At 70.1% G+C, this 20,580-nt stretch carries 18 protein-coding genes; 11 read left to right on the top strand and 7 right to left on the bottom strand.

Annotation, left to right across the window (positions count from 1 at the left end; genetic code table 11):
- Window positions 1-20 precede the first annotated feature (20 nt).
- Window positions 21-1,367 (top strand): MFS transporter, encoded by a 1,347-nt coding sequence (locus ACTWQA_RS43730; protein ID WP_443164784.1) that lies wholly within the window; start codon window positions 21-23, stop codon window positions 1,365-1,367.
- Between the two features lie 3 nt (window positions 1,368-1,370).
- On the opposite strand, the gene ACTWQA_RS43725 is transcribed toward ACTWQA_RS43730, so the two are convergent.
- The gene (locus ACTWQA_RS43725; protein WP_443164783.1) at window positions 1,371-2,699 is read right to left on the bottom strand and encodes an aminotransferase class I/II-fold pyridoxal phosphate-dependent enzyme; all 1,329 of its coding nucleotides are present in this window, start codon (window positions 2,697-2,699) and stop codon (window positions 1,371-1,373) included.
- Between the two features lie 34 nt (window positions 2,700-2,733).
- Between ACTWQA_RS43725 and ACTWQA_RS43720 the strand changes: the two genes are divergently transcribed.
- The 5 genes from ACTWQA_RS43720 to ACTWQA_RS43700 all read left to right on the top strand — a co-directional run bounded on the left by ACTWQA_RS43720 (window position 2,734) and on the right by ACTWQA_RS43700 (window position 6,819).
- Window positions 2,734-3,351 (top strand): FMN-binding negative transcriptional regulator, encoded by a 618-nt coding sequence (locus tag ACTWQA_RS43720; protein ID WP_443164782.1) that lies wholly within the window; start codon window positions 2,734-2,736, stop codon window positions 3,349-3,351.
- A gap of 72 nt (window positions 3,352-3,423) precedes the next feature.
- Window positions 3,424-4,794: a DNA-3-methyladenine glycosylase 2 family protein gene (locus tag ACTWQA_RS43715; RefSeq protein ID WP_443164781.1), complete on the top strand. Its 1,371-nt coding sequence runs from the start codon at window positions 3,424-3,426 to the stop codon at window positions 4,792-4,794.
- 4 nt (window positions 4,795-4,798) lie between these two features.
- On the top strand, window positions 4,799-5,242 hold the full coding sequence (locus ACTWQA_RS43710; RefSeq protein ID WP_443164780.1) for an MFS transporter: 444 nt from the start codon (window positions 4,799-4,801) through the stop codon (window positions 5,240-5,242).
- Window positions 5,197-6,189, top strand: coding sequence for an MFS transporter (locus ACTWQA_RS43705; RefSeq protein ID WP_443164779.1), 993 nt, complete (start codon window positions 5,197-5,199; stop codon window positions 6,187-6,189). The genes ACTWQA_RS43710 and ACTWQA_RS43705 overlap by 46 nt, the downstream gene beginning before the upstream one ends.
- Before the next feature lie 156 nt (window positions 6,190-6,345).
- Entirely contained in the window at window positions 6,346-6,819 is a 474-nt protein-coding gene (locus tag ACTWQA_RS43700; protein WP_443164778.1) for a GNAT family N-acetyltransferase, read from the top strand.
- A gap of 36 nt (window positions 6,820-6,855) precedes the next feature.
- Here ACTWQA_RS43700 and ACTWQA_RS43695 read toward each other — a convergent pair whose 3' ends face one another.
- From ACTWQA_RS43695 to ACTWQA_RS43680, 4 genes are all read right to left on the bottom strand, one after another.
- A complete protein-coding gene (locus tag ACTWQA_RS43695; RefSeq protein WP_443164777.1) occupies window positions 6,856-7,488 on the bottom strand; it encodes a GNAT family N-acetyltransferase in 633 nt (210 codons plus the stop codon).
- Between the two features lie 58 nt (window positions 7,489-7,546).
- The gene (locus ACTWQA_RS43690; RefSeq protein WP_443164776.1) at window positions 7,547-7,942 is read right to left on the bottom strand and encodes a hypothetical protein; all 396 of its coding nucleotides are present in this window, start codon (window positions 7,940-7,942) and stop codon (window positions 7,547-7,549) included.
- Between the two features lie 171 nt (window positions 7,943-8,113).
- On the bottom strand, window positions 8,114-8,416 hold the full coding sequence (locus tag ACTWQA_RS43685) for a pyridoxamine 5'-phosphate oxidase family protein (RefSeq protein ID WP_443164775.1): 303 nt from the start codon (window positions 8,414-8,416) through the stop codon (window positions 8,114-8,116).
- A complete protein-coding gene (locus ACTWQA_RS43680) occupies window positions 8,413-9,342 on the bottom strand; it encodes an NAD(P)-dependent oxidoreductase (RefSeq protein WP_443164774.1) in 930 nt (309 codons plus the stop codon). The genes ACTWQA_RS43685 and ACTWQA_RS43680 overlap by 4 nt, the downstream gene beginning before the upstream one ends.
- 50 nt (window positions 9,343-9,392) lie before the next feature.
- Here ACTWQA_RS43680 and ACTWQA_RS43675 point away from each other — a divergent pair, with 50 nt between their 5' ends.
- From ACTWQA_RS43675 to ACTWQA_RS43660, 4 genes are all read left to right on the top strand, one after another.
- On the top strand, window positions 9,393-9,800 hold the full coding sequence (locus ACTWQA_RS43675; RefSeq protein WP_443164773.1) for a MerR family transcriptional regulator: 408 nt from the start codon (window positions 9,393-9,395) through the stop codon (window positions 9,798-9,800).
- A gap of 179 nt (window positions 9,801-9,979) precedes the next feature.
- Window positions 9,980-14,242 (top strand): rhamnogalacturonan lyase family protein, encoded by a 4,263-nt coding sequence (locus ACTWQA_RS43670; RefSeq protein ID WP_443164772.1) that lies wholly within the window; start codon window positions 9,980-9,982, stop codon window positions 14,240-14,242.
- A 101-nt stretch (window positions 14,243-14,343) separates the two neighbouring features.
- Window positions 14,344-14,514, top strand: a complete 171-nt coding sequence (locus ACTWQA_RS43665; RefSeq protein ID WP_443164771.1) for a hypothetical protein — start codon at window positions 14,344-14,346, stop codon at window positions 14,512-14,514.
- Window positions 14,515-14,640: 126 nt separating this feature from the next.
- Window positions 14,641-16,989 carry an ExeM/NucH family extracellular endonuclease gene (locus ACTWQA_RS43660; RefSeq protein WP_443164770.1) on the top strand — a complete coding sequence of 783 codons (2,349 nt, stop codon included), beginning with the start codon at window positions 14,641-14,643 and terminating at the stop codon, window positions 16,987-16,989.
- 71 nt (window positions 16,990-17,060) lie between these two features.
- On the opposite strand, the gene ACTWQA_RS43655 is transcribed toward ACTWQA_RS43660, so the two are convergent.
- The gene (locus ACTWQA_RS43655) at window positions 17,061-18,278 is read right to left on the bottom strand and encodes an MFS transporter (protein ID WP_443164769.1); all 1,218 of its coding nucleotides are present in this window, start codon (window positions 18,276-18,278) and stop codon (window positions 17,061-17,063) included.
- A gap of 161 nt (window positions 18,279-18,439) precedes the next feature.
- On the bottom strand, window positions 18,440-19,054 hold the full coding sequence (locus ACTWQA_RS43650) for a TetR/AcrR family transcriptional regulator (RefSeq protein ID WP_443164768.1): 615 nt from the start codon (window positions 19,052-19,054) through the stop codon (window positions 18,440-18,442).
- An 88-nt stretch (window positions 19,055-19,142) separates the two neighbouring features.
- Between ACTWQA_RS43650 and ACTWQA_RS43645 the strand changes: the two genes are divergently transcribed.
- Window positions 19,143-20,537, top strand: coding sequence for an MFS transporter (locus ACTWQA_RS43645; protein ID WP_443164767.1), 1,395 nt, complete (start codon window positions 19,143-19,145; stop codon window positions 20,535-20,537).
- The last annotated feature ends 43 nt before the right edge of the window (window positions 20,538-20,580 follow it).

The following is a 20,580-nucleotide window of genomic DNA, read 5'->3' as shown; positions in this document are numbered from 1 at the left end:
GACGTTTCCCCTGGAGTCCCATGATCGCGCTGCCTGTCGTGCTCGTCGCCGTGTACATGACCACCCTCGACTTCTTCATCGCCAACCTGGCCGTACCGTCGATCCGGACCGGTCTGGGCGCGGGCGACACCGCCGTGCAGTTCGTGATCGCCGGGTACGGGCTCGCCTACGCCGCCGGCCTGATCGTCTCCGGGCGGCTCGGCGACCTGTACGGCCGGCGCCGCGTGTTCGCCGCCGGGCTGGCGCTGTTCACGGTGGCGTCGGCGGCCTGCGGGCTCTCCCCCGACGCCGGGTCGCTGGTGCTGGCCAGGGTCGCGCAGGGTGTCGCGGCAGCGCTGCTCGCGCCGCAGGCGCTCACGCTGCTCGGCGTGCTGCTCGAGGGCGCGGCCCGGGCCAGGGCGTTCGGCTGGTACGGCACCGCCGTCGGCGTGGCCGGCGTGAGCGGTCAGGCGATCGGCGGGCTGCTGGTGGCGGCCGATCCCCTGGGGCTGGGCTGGCGGGCCTGTTTCCTGGTCAACGTGCCGATCGGGGTGGCGGCCCTGGCGTTGACCACCCGGGTGCTCCCCCGCACCCCGGGCTCCGGCGATCGGCGTGATCTCGACCTGGCCGGGGCGGCGCTGGTCGCGGCGGGGCTCGTGGCCGTGGTGCTGCCGTTGGTCGAGGGGCGGGAGCAGGGGTGGACGTGGTGGTGCCTGGCGGCCGCGGCGCCGCTTCTGGCCGGCTTCGTACGACGGCAACGGCGGCTGTCGGCCTCCGGCCGGGCGCCGCTGCTCGACCTGGCGGTGTTCGCGGAGAAGGGGTTCGCGGGCGGACTGGTGGCGGTGGCGCTGCTGTTCGGCACGTCGGCAGGGTTGTCGTTCGTGCTCGCCCTGTACCTGCAGGAAGGTCTCGGGCTGAGTCCGCTGGCGGCCGGTGCCGTGTGCACCGCGTTGAACGCCGGCTTCTTCCTCACGTCGCTCCGGGCCGGACGGGTGCCGCCGGCGGTGGCCGCGCTGATGGTGGTCGTGGGGCTGGGGCTGCTGGGATACGTCGTGGGAGGCGGGGCGGGGCCGTACCAGGTGGCGGGGGCGTTATTCGTGACCGGGGGCGGGATGGGGCTGTTGATGTCGCCGCTGATCTCCTCCGTCCTGTCCCGGGTACGGCGAGAGCGCGCCGGCGCCGCGGCCGGGGTGCTCGGAACCGTGCAGGAGGCCGGGGGCGTGCTCGGCGGCACGGTGACCGGCGCGGCGTTCTTCGGCACGCTGGACGGCGGATGGGTGGCCGCGACTCTGGCGGGGCTGGCGGTGCTGGTGATGGGAGCCCTCGGCGTGCTGGCCCACTGTCTGATGCCGTCGAAGCCCATGATTCACGTGAATCAGCACCAGTGATGCTCAGCCGTACCGGCCGCGTGACGGCGGGTGTACGGCGGCGGCGACGTCGTCGGCCAGCGGCGCGATGTCCTCCGGCCGCAGCGGCGAGACGGTGAGGCGGAGCGCGGGCGGCGTGGCGACCCGGTTGCGCGCGCCCGGCGCGGCGGCCCAGCCGCGGGCCAGCAGGCCGGTGATCGCGGCGGCCTCGTCCGGGACGGGCACCCATACGTTGAGCCCGGTACGGCCGTGTGCGGCGACGCCACGCGCGGCCAGCGCCGCGACTAGGCCGTCGCGCCGCTCGGCGTACGAGGCCGCCACCGCGGCGGTGTCCACCGCCCTCGTGCGCCACAGGTGGGCCACGGCCGTCTGCAGCAGGTGGCTGACCCAGCCCGCGGCCAGCCGCTGCCGCCCCCGCAGCCGGTCCAGCGTGACCGGGTCGCCAGTGATGAGCGCGAGCCGCAGGTCAGGGCCGAACGCCTTGGCCGTGGAGCGGACGAGTATCCAGCGGGCCGTGGCGCCGGCCAGCGGATGCAGGGGAACGTCCACGAAGCCGTCGCCGTGGTCGTCCTCGACGAGCAGCACCCCTGGGTGCGCGGCCAGTTCGGCTCGCAGGGCCGCGGCACGTGCCGCGGTGACGGCGGCGCCGGTCGGGTTCTGCGCGCGGGCGGTGATCACCGCGGCCCGGGCCCCGCCCCGCAGCGCCTTGCCGAGCTCCTCGGGCAGCGGGCCGTCGTCGTCGAGCCGCATCGGCACGGGACGCAGGCCGAGCGCGGCCACCAGGTCCAGCAGGGCCGACCAGCCGGGGTCCTCCACCGCGACCGCGTCGCCGGGACGCAGGCAGGTGTTCAGCACCCGTTCGACCGCGTCAAGGGTGCCCGAGCTGATCGCCAGCGGCGCGGCCGGCACGCCGTCTCCACGCAGGCGGGCCCCGGCCAGGGCGAGGAGTTCCTCGTCGTCGCCCGTGCCGTACATGGCGGGCCGGTCCTGGTGTGCGCGGGCGGCGGCGGCGAGCGCCTCGTGCAGCGGCGGCAGCAGGGTGGGGTCGGGGTTGCCCTTGGACAGGTCCCGGACGCCCGGCGGCACCTCGATGCGGATGTCCTCGCGTGCCGTGCTGGCGGGCCTCGGCCTGATCCTGGTGCCCCGCCGCCCGGCGGTCTCCACGATCCCGCGCTCACGCAGCAGCCGATAGGCGGCCGCCGCCGTGTTGGGACTGACCTGGGCCTGCGTGGCCAACTCGCGGACCGGGGGAAGCGGCGCGCCCGGCGCCAGCCGCCCATCCGACACGGCGGCCTCGACGCCGGCCGCTATCTCGTTGGCCGTCCCACCGGTGACACGATATGTTTCTAGCACAAAATCTATTATGTACCAATACAAAGGGGTTCCGGTGCTCATTCATCCATGGGACGCGGCCCGCGACGGAAACGAGTGGCGGAGCTGGCTGCGCACGCGCGACTTCGGGCAACTGGCGGCGAACGGCACCGACGGCGGCCCGCCGGTGGTGGTGCCGACGCACTTCCTGTTCGACGGCGACGGCGAGGTCGTGCTCCATCTGGCCAGGCCCAATCCGATCTGGGTCGCGCTGGAGGCGAACCCGACGGTGCTGGTGAGCGTGCACGACGACTACGCCTACATCCCGTCGATGTGGCGCTCGGACTCCCCCGACAACGGCGTGCCGACCAGCTATTACACCTCCGTTCAGCTCACCTGCACGGCGAAGATCGTGGACGACAAGGAGGGGAAGGCGGAGATCCTGCGCCGCCAGCTGGCCCATCACCAGCCGGACGGCGGGCATGGGGTCGTGGCCGCCGAGGAGGGGCCGTACCGCAAGATGTTGTCGGCGATCCGCGGGCTGCGGCTGGAGGTCGTGGGAGTGCGGGCCAAGTTCAAGTACGACGACCATCGGCCGGTCGAGTTCCGCGAGCGGATCGCGGGAGAGCTGGCCGGACGGAACCTGCCCGGGGATGCGGGGGCGCGGGAGCAGCAGCTCAGGCGGATGGGTTAATGGTCCTGGGCCGGCGCTTGATGTCCGATCGTCACTAGAGGCGGCGGCCGGCGAGCGGGGAAAGTAGGGCGCATGCTCGCAGACGAAGACGCGTACGCCGTGCTCAGGAGCCGGGACGGCCGCTTCGACGGCCGTTTCTTCGTCGCCGTCGTGACCACCGGCATCTACTGCCGCCCCAGTTGCCCGGCGGCCCTGCCCAAGCCGGAAAACGTGCGTTTCTACCCCTCCGCCGCGGCCGCCCAGGAGGCCGGCTTCCGCGCGTGCAGACGCTGCCGCCCCGACACCGCTCCCGGCTCCCCCGAGTGGAACGTCCGCGCCGACGTCACCGGCCGCGCCATGCAGCTGATCGCCGACGGGCTCGTGGACCGGGAAGGCGTCACCGGACTCGCCGCCCGGCTCGGCTACAGCGAGCGCCAGCTCCGCCGTCAGCTCGTCGCCGACCTGGGGGCGGGCCCGCAGGCGCTCGCCAGGGCCCAACGCGCGGCCAACGCCAGAACGCTCCTGGAATCCACGAACCTGCCGGCCGGCGAGATCGCCTTCGTGGCGGGCTTCTCCACGATCCGCCAGTTCAACGACACGATCCGCAAGGTCTACGGCACCACCCCCACCGCGCTGCGCCCCTCCACCCTGCGGGCGCGCGGGACGATCCACCTGCGCCTCGCCTACCGCCCGCCCCTGGACCTGGCCGGCCTGTTCCGGTACCTGGCCGACCGCGCGATCCCCGGTCTGGAGGAGGCCGGCGACGACTTCTACCGCCGAGCGCTCACCCTCCCGCACGGCCTCGGCATCGTCACGCTGCGGCCGGGCGAGGCATCCGTGTCCTGCGAGCTGCGCCTCGACGCCCTGCGCGACCTGCCTGCCGCGGTACGGCGCTGCCGCCTACTCCTGGACCTGGACGCCGACCCCCGAGACATCAACGACCACCTCGGCGCCGACCCGCTCCTGGCTCCCTTGATCGCGGTCGCACCCGGCAGGCGGGTGCCAGGCCACGTCGACGCGGCCGAGATGGCGGTTCGTGCGATCGTGAACGAGGAGACCAGCGAGGGCCGGGCCCTACTTACCGACCTCGTCCAGCGCCACGGCACTCCCCTGCGCTCCGATGCGGCCGTCCGCTCTGTCTTCCCGTCCATGGAGGTCCTGGCGAACGCCGCGGACGTGCCGCCCCCGGTTGCCGCCCTCGCCCGGGCGTTGACCGCCGGAGCCGTACACCTCGAGGCCGGCCGCGACCAGGTCGCACGCGAGCTCCTCGCCCTGCCCGGCGTGACGGCGGACGCGGTGGGGCGGATCCGCCTGCGGGCCCTCGGCGACCCGGACGTGTTCCTGCCCGGAGACCCTGCCGTTCAGTGCGGCCTGCGTCGCCTCGGACCGGCGGCGGAGCAGCACGTACAACGGTGGCGCCCGTGGCGTTCGTACGCGATGCAGCATCTCCGCGAGCGGAGCTGAGGACGTGTCCACCTATCTGCCGCTCCTCAGGAGCAGGCCGGATTTCCGCCGCCTGTGGTTGGGCGCGTCCGTCTCCGTGATGGGCGACAGCATGACCTACATCGCCCTGTCCTGGCTCGTGCTCGCCCAGCGGGACGGCACCGCGAAGCTCGGCGTACTGGCCGTCTGCTACACCGCTCCCGTGCTGATCGGCGGCCTGGCGGCGGGCTTCGTGCTCGACCGCTTCGACAAGCGGACGGTCCTGATCGTCGACAACGTCCTGCGCGGCGCCACGGTGGCGTCGATCCCGATCGCCGCGGCCGTCGGCGGCGTGCCGGAATGGCTGCCGTTCCTGGTCGCGGCGGTGTACGGCCTCCTCAAGATGGTCCCCATGGCCGCCGTCCCGCGACCATCCCCGACCTCGTGGCCGAGGGGCAGCGCGACGCCGCCAACGCCTTGGAGTCCGTGAGCTACTCCTTGTCGGGCATCATCGGCTTCACCCTGGCCGCACCCCTCCTCGCCACGGTCGGCCCGGCCAACATGCTGGCCCTGGACGCCGCCACCTACGTCTGCTTCACCATCGCGCTGACCCGGATCCGTACTCCCCTGCGCCCTCGGAAGACCACGCCTTCCCCGAAGGCCCCCGTGTTCCGCGACAAGGTCCTCATCGCCACGACCGTCGCCTTCATGGCGTTCAACATCGCCGAAGGCGCGATGACCATGGTAGTGGCACCCTGGCTGGCCAAGGAGCACCTGCCGGGCGACGGCGCCACCCTGTCCCTCCTGATGGCCGCCCTGTCGGCGGGGGAACTGCTGGGCGGCTTCGCGGCAGGCGCGTGGCGGCCCAGAATCGGCAGGCTGACCGCGATCGCCCTCGTCGAGCTGGTCGCGGCCGCCGGCATCCTCGCCCTCCTGGGCAGCCCCGACTGGATGATGGTGACCGCAGCCTTCCTGATCATGGGTACGTTCAGCGCCCCCATGACGGTGTGGGCCCAGTCGCTGCGCATGGAGCGTGTCCCCCCAGCGCAACGCGGCCGGATCTTCAGCGTCTTCCGCACGATGATGCAGGCCACGCCGCCCATCGGCGCCGCCCTGGTCACCCCGCTGCTGGTGGCGGGCAACCTGCCGGCGGCCGTGATCCTGATGACGGCTCTGGCGGCCGTACCGGCCTTCGTCCTGCTGCTCCTGCGTGAGAATCCCACGGAATCCACACCTGTGGATAACCCCCGGCCTCTGTGGATAAAGCCGTCACCCGCCACCCCGTCCACAGCGCCGGCCGGGCACCCGGCCGCTGTTCCCGCACCGGGCATCACGAAGGCGTCCACGCAGCACAACCCCGGCCCCGCCGGGACTCACAACGCGACAGAGGCACCGCGGGAGAGGCCCCTCGGGGAGGCAGACCCGGCTTCCAGCTGAACGAGGCCGGCTATGCACAACCTGTGGACGACCGGGGCGGCGGTCGTGCCCACCGCGGTGCGGATAATGTCGAGAGCCCCGCGTACCCGATGCGCCGGCGCCGCGCAGAGAACGGGGCTCTTCAATGCGTCACACGAGCAAGTATCCGGAGCCCTCATGGACACCATCGAGACCCCGATCCTCAGCCTTCTCCCACTGCGTCCCGAGTACGCCGACGAGATGGCCGTCGTCCTGTCCGACCCCGAGCTCCACACGTTCACCGGCGGCGCCCCGCTCACGGCGCCGGAGCTGCGCGCCCGCTACGAGCGGTTGGCCGCCGGACCTCCCGGCTGGTGCAACTGGGTGGTCTGGTCCCGCGAGGAAGAGTCGCTCGTCGGATATGTGCAGGCCACGATCGACGAAGGCACCGCCGAAATCGCCTGGGTGATCGGGACGCCGTGGCAGGGCCGCGGCCTGGCCACCGCGTCCGCCAAGGCCCTGGTCGAGTGGCTCATGAAGCAGGGGATCCGCACGATCATCGCGCACATCCACCCCGACCACGCGGCCTCGGCTGCCGTCGCCACCTCAGCCGGCCTGCGTCCTACTGAGCGATGGCACGACGGCGAGGTCCGATGGGAAAGGACCGTTTGAAACCTATAGAGGCCGCGCCACCCGCCCGACGGTAGATCATCGTGGGGAATCCGCGACCAGAAGTGCTTCTGCGCCCATCGGGACGTACCCGGCCGCGAGAAACGCCCGGACGCTCGCCGCGTTGCCTGGGGCGATCTGAGCCCAGAGCGGATGCCCGGTGAGATGCCTCGCCGCGCGGGCAAGGGCTCGGCCCAGACCGCGTCCCTGGCCGGCCGGGTCTACTTCGATCGCGACCTCCCACCGACCGGCGACGCCACGCCCGATGATCAGAACCCCTCCCGGGCAGGTCCAGACCCGCACGTCGTCGCGATACCGGCGGGCACGCTGGACACGGGGATGAGCATCATCCATGACCTCGACCAGATCGATCAGCGGCCGGCCGGCGCAGGGCCCGGCCAGGGCCAGCATGTCGATGTTGTTGACCCTGCGCTCCATGCGCGCTTCCAGTTCCCTGAGGAACGGTGGGTTGAGCGGGGCCGAAAGGTCCCCGGCGGGAAGCCGGGATCTGATCCACGCCTGGTCGAGGTCGGCGAAGATGACGTGGTGAGCGGTGAAAGCGATCACTCCCGCGTCACGCCGGGAGGGCTGCGGAACGATGGTGGGGCCCGCCCCCGGCTGGGGCATATGCCCGCTGGCCGCATCGGCGAGAATGTCGTGCAAACTGATCACCCACCGACGGTATGACAGGCAGCCGGCGCTGCACGCCGGGCGATCATCACGGCCGGGTCTAGTAGATGCGGTACTTGCGGCCGCAGTTGTCGAACTTGCCGGCCCAGCAGGTGAAGGTGTAGATCTTCTTGATCCCGTGGCCCTTCCAGCTGCCGCTGGCCTTGCCGTCCCAGGAGTGGTTGAAGCGGTGCCAGGAGCCGTTCTTGTAGTACTCGAACCACACCCAGCCCTTCTTCCCGCCGACCTTGTCGACGCCGTACCAGGTGGTGTGCACGGCGCCGCCGTGCTGGAACGTCTTGCCGAAGGTGTAGGCCTTGTGGTCGCTGGAGAAGAACTTGCCCCAGCTGACGGTGGTGGTGCCGCTCTGGGTCGCGGCCTGGGCGGCCGGGGCCAGCGCGAGCGCGGTGACGGCCATGGAGCCGGCGAGCGTGACGGCGGCGAGGGTCTTACGCATGGTGGGTTCTCCCCGTTCGATGTGTGCCGGTCGGTCCGGCAGCAGGGACATTACGGAGATCCCGCGCGAGTCTCTGTGCAGGAGTCCACACATCGAAGGTGATCAGTCCCACACATCCGGAACGAGCCGTCAGACGAAAGGGCCCGCCGGCCTCACCTCTTTGGAGCGCGGTCAGCGGATCTTGGCGCCGTACACGTGCTCGACCCTCATCACCATCAGCACCCTGCGGTCGGACACCATCACCGACCGGTACTCGTCCCAATCCGGGTGCTCCCCCGCGGCTCGCGGGTCCCGGCGCAGATTCGCCGTCTTGGCTGCTTCATCGTTCATCGACACGTAGATGACACCGGCGTCCTGGTCGTAGAAGGGCATGACGGGAGAAAGCTGCGGGCGGCCGTCCGACTTGATCGTGGCCAGGACACCGAGCCGGCTTTCCACGAGCAGCGTGTGCGGGTTGAACGGTGTGGCGATCACGAGCGCACCCCTGAAGGCTTGCGGAACAGCTCGATCATCGCCGCGTAGCCGTTCCCGCCATGCCCATCGGCTACCGCCCGGTCGGTCAGGGCCTTGACGAACCTCGGAAGCTCGGCATTGACACCGAGGACCTCGCTCTCGTGGATGACGTGCTCCATGGCGGCCAGGTGAGTGTCGATGGTGGAATCAAGGGCCGGGTACGTGCCGTCGTCGATCTGCTGCGCGTAGCCGGGCAGCCAGTCGGCCACGGTCCCGATCCCCGCCTTCGCGATCGGGGCGAACGTCGCGGCGTCCACACCCGCCGCGCCCAGCAAGGCGGCACCCTGCAGGAAGCCGTTCAGAATGTTCCACATCAGGCTCAGCACGGCCACCTCGTGCAGCGACGCCAGGCCGGGATCGCCACCGAGGTACGTCGTTCCCGCACCCAGGCTCCTCAGGACCGGCTCGTACCGGTCGAAGGCCGGCTGCGACCCGCTGTAGACGATGACGGCGTCCGCCGTGCCGATGCCCTGAGGGACCGCCATGATCGCACCGTCGAGGTAGGCGCCGCCCCGCCGCGCCGTCCGCTCGGCGCGCTCACGAGCGACCTGCGACGTGCCCGAGGTCAGGTTCACCAGGACCCGGCCGTCGAGGACCTCGCCCAGCGGATCGAGGAGCTCGTGCACGGTGTCGTAGTCCGAGACGCAGACGACCACGAGCGGGCTTGCCGAGACGGCCTCGCCGACCGACCCGGCGAGTCTCGCGCCCTGGGCGACAAGGTGTTCGGCCTTGGCTGCCGTGCGGTTCCACACGGTCGTGGGGTGCCCTTCGCGCAGGAACGCTCCGGCCAGGGCCTGGCCCATCAGCCCCAGGCCGATCACCGTCACGGGAGTGCTGCCGGCATCGCGACTCTGCATCATGTGCCCCTCTGGTGGGTTGGTGGTCATGGCAGAATCTTCAACGTTCATACCGGTATTAAGGTCAAGGAGGAGTGAGCATGCTGATCGGGGAGCTCAGCCGGTTGACCGGAGTCCATGCGCATCAGCTGCGTTACTACGAGGCTCAAGGCCTGCTCGAGCCCGGGCGCGGCACCAACGGCTACCGCGAATACGGCGACGATGCCGTCCTGACCGTGACTCAGATCAGGAAGCTCCTCGAAGCCGGACTGTCGACCCAGGAAATCGGGTTCATACTGCCCTGCGCCACCGGCGCGGCCCCCGAGCTGGAGCCCTGCCCCGAGCTCCTGGACACCCTGCGTGCACGCCTGCACGGCCTGGACGAGCACATCGACACGCTCATCCACTCCCGCCAGGCCCTCCACGACTACATCGACGCCACCGAGCAGAGCGTGTCACGGCACTATCAGGGAAGCGCCCCCACCACGCTGGAGTCGGCACCAGCGTGATCCCGCCCCGGGCGGAGAGTGTCGCAAGCCGCGTGACTGGGCGGACCCCAGGGGTGTGATCACCTCCCCGTTGACATCCGTGTGAGTTTCCGATCACACTAGTTTCGGACCTTCAATTAAAACGATTCAATAGCGCCGAAACCCCCACATCCCCCAAGCACCACCCGAATGGACGCCCCATGCGCAAGACTGCGGCCATTGCCCTCGTCCTGGGCTTGTTAACGCTAACGCCGACCCAGGCCCACGCCGGCGACGCTGACCGTGCCTTCGACTTCGGCACTTCCGACAGCGCTCTTCAGGACGGCTACACCCGCGTCATCGAGACCACCGCCTACAGCTCCACCCAGGGATACGGCTTCGCCGACACCTCAGGTGTGACCTCGGCCGACAGAGCCACCGGCGACGCGCTCCGATCCGACTTCGTCGCCACCGGCGGCGCCACCTTCAGCGTCGACCTGCCCAACGGCGACTACACCGTCGCACTCATCGCCGGTGACGCCACCGAGGCGACAGACCTCGCCATCACGGTCGAGTCGATGACCAAGGTGCAGCAGACCGCCAAGGCGGCCGGCCAGTACCTGGAGATGTCCTTCGGCATCGCCCTGGTGGACGGGAAGCTGGACTTCACCTTCTCCGGGACCGCCCCGAAGATCAACTCGCTGGTGATCACGCGGCAGGCCGACCGCACCCCCGGAACGATCCCGACCGCCTACATCGCGGGCGACTCGACCGTCCAGACCTATGACCCTTACTGGGCGCCCGAGGCCGGGTGGGGTCAGATGATCGAGCAGTTCTTCAGCACCGGCGTCGCCTTCGACAACCACGCCATCGGCGGCCGCAGCTCCAAGAACTTCATCACCCAGGGCCGCCTCGACACGGTCCTGCGGGCCATCAGGCCCGGCGACTACTTCTTCGTCCAGTTCGGACACAACGACGCGACGGTCAGCGTCCCCGACCGGTACGCCTCCCCCGCGGACTACAAGGAATACCTGAAGGTCTACGTCAACGGCGCCAAGCAGCGCGGCGCGACCCCGATCCTCGTCACGCCCGTCTCCCGCCTGGACTACAACGCCACGACCGGAAAGTTCAACGTCTCCTTCCCTGAGTACGTGGCGAAGATGAAAGAGCTGGCCCAGGAGGAGAACGTCGCGCTGGTCGACCTGTCCACCCTGAGCAGGGAATACCTGGACGGCATCGGTCCCGAGGCGGCCAAGTCGGTGTTCCTGCACGTCCCCGCGGGCGTCTACGGCGCCTGGCCGAACGGCGCCACGGACAACACCCACTTCCAGGAGTATGGCGCCATCCAGATGGCACGCCTGGTCGCGGGCGGCGTGAAGGCGCTGGGCCTGCCGCTGTCGGGACAGGTGCGGGAGATCGAGCCGCCCGCCGCCGTCCCCGCCAAGCCCACCGGCCTGGTCGCGGGCGGCATCTCGAACGCGGGCGCCGTCCTGAAGTGGGATGCCGCCGAGTCCGCCGACGTCTACAAGGTGCTCCGCGACGGCGCCCTGGCCACCACCTCGGCGATCCCGCAGGCCTCGGTCTCGGGCCTGGCGGAGGGCAAGACGTACGAGTTCCGCGTGGTGGCGGTGAACGGGCGTGGCGACTCCGAGCCGTCCGACCCCGTGACGATCACCACCAAGCGTGCCCTGTACAAGTACGACTTCGGGCCCGCCACCGGGCCGGTCGCCGCCGGGTACACCCAGGTCACGCGGGCGACGATCTACACGCCTGAGAAGGGCTTCGGGATCACCAACTCCGCGAACATGATCGACCGGGACCGCGGCAGCGCGCTGGACGACCTCGGCAGGGACTTCGTGGCCTACTTCGGCGGCTCCTACGAGTTCAAGGTGGACGTGCCGAACGGTCTATACGGCCTGAAGGCGTACGTGGGCGACCTGCTGGGCACCGCGCGGACGAACATCTCCGCCGAGGGCGGCACCGCCGTCGCCGTCTCCGGCAGCAGGAGCGTCGGCACGACCGCCATCTCCGGGATCAAGGTCACCGACGGGCAGCTGAACGTCGTCGTGTCGGGCACCACCGCCCACCTCAACGGCCTGGAGATCACCCCGATCCTGACCGCCCCCGAGGGCCTGGCCGCCGGAACGGTCGCCTTCGACGGGATCATCGCCAGCGTGCCGCTGAGCTGGACCGCGACGGACGGAGCGGCGGGCTACCGGATCTTCCGGGCCGAGGAGGGCGACGTGAAGCCCACCCTGCTCGGCAAGGTGACCGAAACCTCCTACACCGACAAGACCGCCCAGATCGGCTCCCGCTACGACTACACGGTGACCGCACTCGACCCCGCCGGAGACGAGTCGGTGCCCTCGGCCGCGGTCAAGGTCGCCACCGTGGACTCCTCGGTGACGCCGCCGACCGTGCCGGAGGCACCCCGCCTCGGCCAGGTGGAGAAGAACAGCGTGGAGCTGCGCTGGAGCGGAGTCGAGGGCGCACTGCTGTACCGGGTCCAGCGGGCCGAGCAGGCGGAGGGTCCGTACAAGCTGATCGGGAGCACGCAGGAGCCGTCGTTCACCGACGACGAGGTGCTCACGACGGTCCCCTTCCACTACCGGATCGTGGCCGTCAACAGGGGCGGCGCCTCCGAGCCCTCGCCGTCGACCGCCTCGCGGGCGGCCGCCAAGCTGAAGCGGCAGATGGAGCGTCTGAACCGGGCGCCGGTCGCCGTCTCCACCGGCTCGGGCGTCTACCTCGGGTGGCGGCTCCTCGGGCTGGACGACCCCGGCCAGGCGTTCGAGATCTGGCGCGACGGAAAGAAGATCAAGGAGGTCACGGGCGCCACGAACCACCTCGACCCTGACGGGACGACACAATCCGTCTATCGGGTGGTCCCCGTGGGCGGCGACCCGACGGCCGAGTTCGGGGTGTGGAGTCAGCCGTACACGGAGATCCCGCTGGACAAGCCGACCGACGACTACACCAAGGACGGCCAGCCCCACACCTACAGCGCGGGCGACGCCTCGGTCGGCGACCTGGACGGCGACGGCGAGCTCGACCTGGTCCTCATCTGGAACCCGAGCAACGCCAAGGACAACTCCCAGGCCGGCTACACCGGGCTCGTCTACGTGGACGCGTACACGATGGCCGGCAAGCGGAAGTGGCGGATCTCGCTCGGCAGGAACATCCGCGCAGGAGCCCACTACACCCAGCTGATGGTCTACGACCTCGACGGCGACGGCAGGTCGGAGGTGGTCATGAAGACCGCCGACGGCACCGTCGACGCCGCGGGCACCGTCCTGGGCAACCCCAGCAGGGACTACCGCAACTCCAGCGGGTACGTGCTGTCGGGTCCCGAGTACCTGACGGTCTTCGAAGGGAACACCGGCAAGGCGATCGACACCGTCGACTACACCCCGCCGCGCGGCGACGTGGCGGCGTGGGGCGACGCGTACGGCAACCGCGTGGACCGGTTCCTCGCGGCCGTCGCCTACCTCGACGGCGAGCACCCGTCGGTGGTCTTCAGCCGCGGTTACTACACGCGTACCGTCCTGGCCGCCTATGACTTCGACGGCAAGGACCTGAAGCAGCGGTGGGTGTTCGACTCGAACACTCCCGGCAACAGTGCGTACGCGGGCCAGGGCAACCACAACCTGTCCGTCCTGGACCTCGACGGCGACCAGAAGGACGAGATCGTCTTCGGCTCGATGGCCGTCGACGACGACGGCGAGGGCCTGTACAGCACCCGCCTGGGTCACGGCGACGCGCTGCACGTCACGGACCTGGACCCGAGCCGGCCCGGCTACGAGGTGTTCGCGGCCCACGAGGACATGGGCTCCAGCGGCAACCGCGGCGCCACCTTCAGGGACGCCGACACCGGCGAGGTGCTGTGGTCGATGCCCGCCACGAAGGACACCGGCCGCGCCGCTTCCGCCGACATCGACGCCAAGCATCCGGGCGCCGAGGCATGGGCGGTCACCGCGACGGGCGAATGGAACTCCAGGCAGGGTGAGCTGCGCTCCGCCTCCGGTGAGCTGCTCGGGCAGTCGATCCCGGCGGCGAACTTCCTCGCCTGGTGGGACGGCGACCCGCTGCGCGAGATCGTCGACCACACCTACGACCAGGCCAAGGGCGTCGGCGTGGGCACGATCTCCAAGTGGGACGGCACGACGAGCAAGGAGATCCTCCGCGCGGAGGGCACCTACTCGAACAACTCCACCAAGGGGACGCCGACGCTCCAGGCCGACCTGGTCGGCGACTGGCGAGAGGAGATCATCTGGCGGTCCCAGGACAGCACCAAGCTGCGCCTCTACACGACCGTCGACGTGACCGACCTCAGAATCCCCACGCTAATGCACGACCCGGTCTACCGGCTCTCGGTGGCGTGGCAGAACGTCGGCTACAACCAGCCGCCGCAGGCGGGCTTCTTCATCGGGAACGGCATGACCGCCCCGGAGGCACCGCGCATCTCTTACACGCGGGCGCGCTAGCCCGTACCCGGAGGATCTCCGCTGTGGTGCCGGACCCAGGTCCGGCACCACAGGTATCGGGCACGGGCTCTTCTCCGGCCGGCGACCAGCGGGGGTTGCCCTTGAAGGGGCCCGGCAAGGTCGAGGGCATCGCCCTGCTCGACCCGCGCACGCTCGTCGTCGCCAACGACAACGACTTCGGGGTCGGCGCGTTCGGCGCAGACGGCCGATTGATGAGTAGCGGCGTGTCCAGCCGGATCGTCACCATCCGCCTCCCGCGCCCGCTCCACTGACAGCCCGGACTCTGCGGCCGCACCACCTGCGGCGTGCCCTCAAGGCCAGGTTTATGGTCTGAAATTTCATGACCTGTCCACGCTTAATACAGTGCATTCAGCTTTTGTCGGTTTACGCTGCCCGGCATGCATGCTAGGTCCCGGATCCAGGCGATCCTCGTGACGGCCGGCGTCCTCGTCGGCTCGATCGCCGCCCTTTCCTCACCCTCCGTGGCCGCGGTTCCCGGAACCGTGGTCATCAGTCAGGTGTACGGCGGAGGCGGCAACTCCGGCGCCCCGTTATCGAACGACTACGTCGAGCTGTTCAACCGAAGCGGCGCCCCCGTGTCGCTGGACGGCTGGTCCGTGCAGTACACCAGCGCCGGCGGCACCGGGAACTTCGCCGCCAACAAGACCAACCTCTCCGGCACCGTCGCTCCCGGCCAGTACCACCTCGTACAGCTCGCGGCGGGCACCAACCCCAGCGGCGCGCTCCCCCAGCCCGACAGCGTCGGCTCCATCAACATGAGCGGCACCGCGGGCAAGGTGGCACTCGTCCACTCGGCCGACGGCCTGGCCTGCAACGGCTCCTCCGCCCCCTGCTCCGACGAACAGCTCGCGCTCGTCGCGGACCTGGTCGGGTACGGCGGCGCGAACTTCTTCGAGGGCTCCCCTGCTCCCGCACTCACCAACACCACCGGCGCGTTCCGCAAGAGCGTCGGCTGCGCCGACACCGACGACAACGGCGCCGACTTCGAGACCGCTGCCCCCGCACCACGCAACAGCGCCACCACCGCGGCCCCGTGCGGCGGCGGCGACCCGTCCCCGACGGCCACACCGACCGTGACACCGACCCCCACGCCCACTGAGAGCTGCGACACCCCGCCCACGCACCAGATCTCACAAGTGCAGGGCAGCGGCGAGACCAGCCCGGTCCAGGGCCAGAACGTTCGGGTCGAGGGCATCGTCACCGGCTCCTTCCAGGGCTCGGGCAGGCTCGGCGGCTTCTACGTCCAGGCCCTCACGCCGGACGCCGACCCGGCGACCTCCGAAGGCCTGTTCGTGTACTCCTCCACGCCGGTCAAGACCGGCGACCGGGTGCTCGTCTCCGGCAAGACGATCGAGTACAACGGTCTCACCGAGATCTCGCCGGCCACCGCGGTGAACGTCTGCGGCACCGGCCCGGCCAGGCCGACCAAGGTGAAGCTGCCACTCGAGAACGGCGTCGGCTTCGAGCGCTACGAGAGCATGCTCGTGACCTTCCGCACCGACCTCGCCGTCTCCGAGACCTACAACCTGGCCCGGTACGGCGAGATCACCCTCGCCGCGGGCAGCCGGCTGTGGCAGCCGACCGACCGCAAGGGCGTGAACACCGACAAGGACGCCCGGCGCACGATCCTGCTCGATGACGGCTCCAGCGTGCAGAACCCGCCCACGCTGCCGTACCAGACGAAGGGCTCGAACACCGTCCGGCTCGGCGACGAGGTGGAGGACCTGACCGGCATCCTCACCTACGGCTTCGACGTCTACCGCGTCCAGCCGACCGAGCCTGTGGTCTTCACCGCGGACAACCCCCGTCCCACCAGGCCTGCGAAGGTCGGCGGCAATGTCCAGGTGGCCAGCCTCAACACCCTCAACTGGTTCACCACGCTCGGCTCCCGCGGCGCCACCACCGCCGCCGAGCGGGACCGCCAGCTCGCCAAGCTGGTCGCCACCGTCACGACCCTCAACCCCGCCGTGGCCGGGTTGATGGAGGTCGAACGCAACAACGACGTGGCGCTCAACGCCCTGGTCGACGCACTCAACGCCAAGGCCAGCACCGGCACGTACAAGGCGATCACGCACCCCAACCCGGGCACCGACCTCATCCAGACCGCGCTGATCTATCAGCCGGGCAAGGTCACCCCGATCGGCCCGGCGCGGTCGTCGTCCGATCCCCTCTTCAACCGGCCGCCGCTGGTGCAGGCCTTCGGCAAGGCCGACGGGACGGGCGAGACGTTCACGGTGCTGGTGAACCACTTCAAGTCCAAGGGCTGCACCGACGTCGATGGCCCGGCCTCCGGTGACGACGCCGACCAGGGCGACGGACAGAGCTGCTACAACGCCAAGCGCGTCAAGCAGGCCAAGGCGGTGCTGGCCCTGATCGACCACCTCCGGTTGAAGAACGCGCTCGTCCTCGGCGACATCAACGCCTACGGCGAGGAGGACCCGATCCACGCCTTCGAGGACGCCGGGCTGACCAGCCTGAGCAAGAAGTACATCAAGAAGGACGACCGCTACAGCTACGTCTTCGACGCCCTGTCCGGTGAGCTCGACCATGCGCTGGCCGACAAGGGCGCGCGCAAGCTGGTGACCGGCGCCACCATCTGGCACGTCAACGCCGACGAGGGCAGGTTCATGGATTACAACACCGAGTACAACCCGCCCTACCTGTACGCGCCCGACCCCTTCCGCTCCTCCGACCACGACCCGCTGCTGGTGGGCCTGAAGCTCTGAACCCGCACGTGGCCGCGGCGGCACCCCTGCCGCGGCCACGGCAGCCGGCGACCCGCCAGGGACCGAACATCTCAGTCGTCGTGGGCGATGAGCATGAGCTGCCGCCACAGCAGCACCACGAACACCGCGGAGCCGGCGAAGGCAAACCAGAAGGGCGCCGCGACACCGAAGCGGGTGGCCAGGACACCGCCGATCAACGAGCCGACCACCAGACCGGCGTAGACGCAGACGGTGTTGACGCTGCCCACCCGACCCTGGAGTTCGCGCGGAACCGCGCGCTGGCGGACGGTGACCGAGGTCGTGCCCCAGATGAACGCGTGCGCGCCGAAGGCCAGGAAGATGCCCCCGGCCACCCATGGCGAATGGGTCAGGGCCAAGCCCAGGTGAGTGAGCGTTTCGATGATGAGTCCGATCCGCATCAGGGCGCCGAGGCTCACCCTGCGGGTGATGGCCCCGTACAGGCCGGTGCCGATCAAGCCGCCGATCCCGCCGATGGTGGTCATCAGGCCGAAGCCCAGGGCGCCGAGGCCGAGCTGCTCCTGAGTGTAGAGGACGAGAACCGACCAGGCCGCGCCGAACGTGAAGTTGAAGATCAGGATAGTGAGCGCCAGCGTGCGGACCGCCGCGTGCCGGATGGTCCAGCTGAACCCGGCGATCAGTTCCCGTACGGTATTAGGCCTGAGATCGTCGGGCTGTCGGCCGTGCGGCGGCAACGTGATCCGGGAGACCAGGACGATCCCCGCCACCACCAGGAGCAGCTGACCCGCGAACGGCCAGGTCAAGCCCAGGCCGAACAGTGCCGCGCCGATCGGCGGCCCGGCGAGCTGATTGAGCGTGATGAACCCCGTGCCCAAGCGGGCGTTGGCGATGACGAGATCGTCCTTGCTGACCATCATGGGAGTCAGCGTGGCCGTCGCGTTGTCGGCGAACACCTCGGCGACGGACCGGAGCGTGAGCGCCAGCAGCGCCGTCGCCACGGTCACGGTGCCGGTCACCACGAGCGCGACGAGCGCCGCCAGCACCACGGCCCGCACCGCGTTCGCGACGAGCACGATCCTGCGCCGGTTGTACCGATCCGACAGCACGCCCGCATACAGTCCGAACAGCAGCGGCGGCGCCCAGCCCACCAGGGCCGACAGCGAAATCATCAGCGGGTCGCGAGTCAACGTCGCGATCAACAGTGGGCCCGCGGCGGCCGCGACCCCGTCACCGAGATTTGTCAGCCAGCTCGAGGCCAGCAACCACCGGAATCCTGTCCCCAGCCGGGCAGGCAGGACTCGCTCCACCATTGTGACCACGAGCGCAAAACCATACGGTTCGAGAACATCTACGGCAACGCGTTTTTGCGTCTCGTCGGCGGGCCCGCCACAGGCCCGTCGCCGCCCCTACGAGCAGCAGCGCGACCCCGATGAACGCCTCGGCGCCGTCGACACCGAGCTCGCCGCTCTGCTCAGACCCCGACGTTGACGGCCGGATGTTCGCTGCGGGGGATGCTCAACACTGATTGCACGGATCTGGTCACCACGTCTGCGGCCTCCTCCGGGTCCAAGCGCCCCGCGCGCACCTCGGAAGCCGCTCCATGCAGGATGTAGTGGACGAGGTTGACCAGCCACGTTGTGGGCAGGTCGGTCCGGAACACACCTTGCTCCTGGCCGCGGCGGATGAGCTCGGTCATGCGCCGGACGGGCTCCTCGTGCAGATCACGGACCCGTCCCGCGGGAAGGACTTCCTCGGCCGCCGACAGCAGCGCCGCGGACTCGGCCACGACCTGCCAGCTCGACGCCAGCAGGCGGCTCATGGCCTCACGGGCGTTTCCGGACAGATCGACCGACGACAGGATCGCGTCGCCGACCCTCAGCGCCTCCACGAGCGCTGCATCGATGAGCTCGGCTCGGGTGGCGAAGTGCCCATACAGGGTCATCCGCCCCACGCCCGCAGCCTTCGCGATGTCGTCCGTCTTCGCGTTCGGGTCCGAACTCAGCAGCTTGCGAGCCGCGGCCACGATGCGGGCGATGCTGCGCTCGGCATCGGCGCGGCGCTTGGGACGCGCGGAGGGCTCAACCATGTCACCACCCTAACGCGTATGCGCGTATACGAGTTATAGTGACGGCAAAGCTCGTATATGGACATACGAGTTAGAGGAAGGAGACATCATGAACCAACCAGCGATTCACCCGGCGCGGTGGCGCATCCTCGGCCTTCTGGGGGTGGCGCAACTCATGCTGATCCTCGACGTCACCGTCGTCGCCATCGCGCTGCCCCACATCGAGACGGAACTCGGGCTCAGCCGCGAGGCGCTGACCTGGACGGTCAGCGCCTACACGCTCACCTTCGGCGGGCTGATGCTGCTCGGTGGCCGGATCGCCGATCTGGTAGGTGCCAAGCAGGTCATGCTGACCGGGCTCCTGCTCTTCACCGCGGCATCGCTGACCACAGGCTTAGCGGAATCCGCGGCCATGCTGGTGGGCGGCCGCATCGCGCAAGGAGTCGGCGCCGCCCTGCTGTCCCCCGCGGCGCTGTCCCTGGTGGTGGCCCTGTTCGACGGAGAGGAGCGGAACCGGGCGCTGGGCGTCTGGTCCGCGCTCGGCGGAGGTGGAGCCGCCCTCGGGGTCCTGCTCGGCGGCCTGCTCACCGCGGGACCCGGGTGGTCATGGGTCTTCTACGTCAACGTGCCCATCGGGCTGGTGATCGCCGTGGCGCTCGCCGTACTGGTGCCGAAGCAGCAACCATGGTCCGCCCAGCGGCCGCGGCTCGACGTTCTCGGCGCGATCCTCGTGACGTCTGCGACCGCGTCACTGACCTACGCTCTCATCGCCGCCGGCGAGCGCGGGTGGCTCACCCGGCTCACGGGCTGGCTCGTCCTGGCCGCCGCCGTCGGGTACGTGCTGTTCGTCGTGTGGCAGAGGCGGGCGCGCTCGCCTCTGATGGACGTCCGGCTGCTGGTACGGCGGCCCGTAGCGACGGGCGCGTTCCTCATCCTGATGGCGACGGCCCTGATGATCGCGGTGTTCTTCCTGGGCACCTTCTACTTCCAGCAGGCTCAGGGATACGACGCGTTGCAGACAGGCCTGCTGTTCCTGCCGGTGGCGGTGGCCACGATGCTGGGGGCCAACCTGACCGGCCGCCTGATCGGCCGGTGGGGTGGACGCGGCCTGGCCGTCGCGGGCCTTGCGGTTGCCGCGGTCGGCATGGCCGTACCGGCCCTGTCGATGCATCCCGTCAGCGTCGTGATCGGTGTGTCCGTCGCGGCCGCCGGCACCGGCGCGATGTTCGTCGTCGCCTCGGCGACCGCGCTCGGCCAGGTGGCACCCCATGAGGCGGGAGTCGCCTCCGGCATCGTGAGCACCTTCCACGAGTTCGGCGCCTCTCTCGGCGCCGCGGTCGTCTCGAGCGTCGCCGCCGCGAGCCTGGTTGGGAACACACTGAGCGGCTTCGCCAGCGGGTTCACCGTGGCCGCCATCGCAGCGGCGGCCGGCATCGTCATCGCTGCCCTGGTGACACCCGGCCGGCCGAGACCAGCCGACCAGGTCGCTTCCTCATCTTCATGATTGATGCCAAGCGGACGCGTCCAGCCCGCCCGGCACCCCAGCC

This window comes from Nonomuraea sp. 10N515B, assembly GCF_052245915.1.
Classification (GTDB): domain Bacteria; phylum Actinomycetota; class Actinomycetes; order Streptosporangiales; family Streptosporangiaceae; genus Nonomuraea.
Note: the sequence above shows the minus strand (reverse complement) of the source record. Positions and strands in the feature narration are given on the sequence as shown.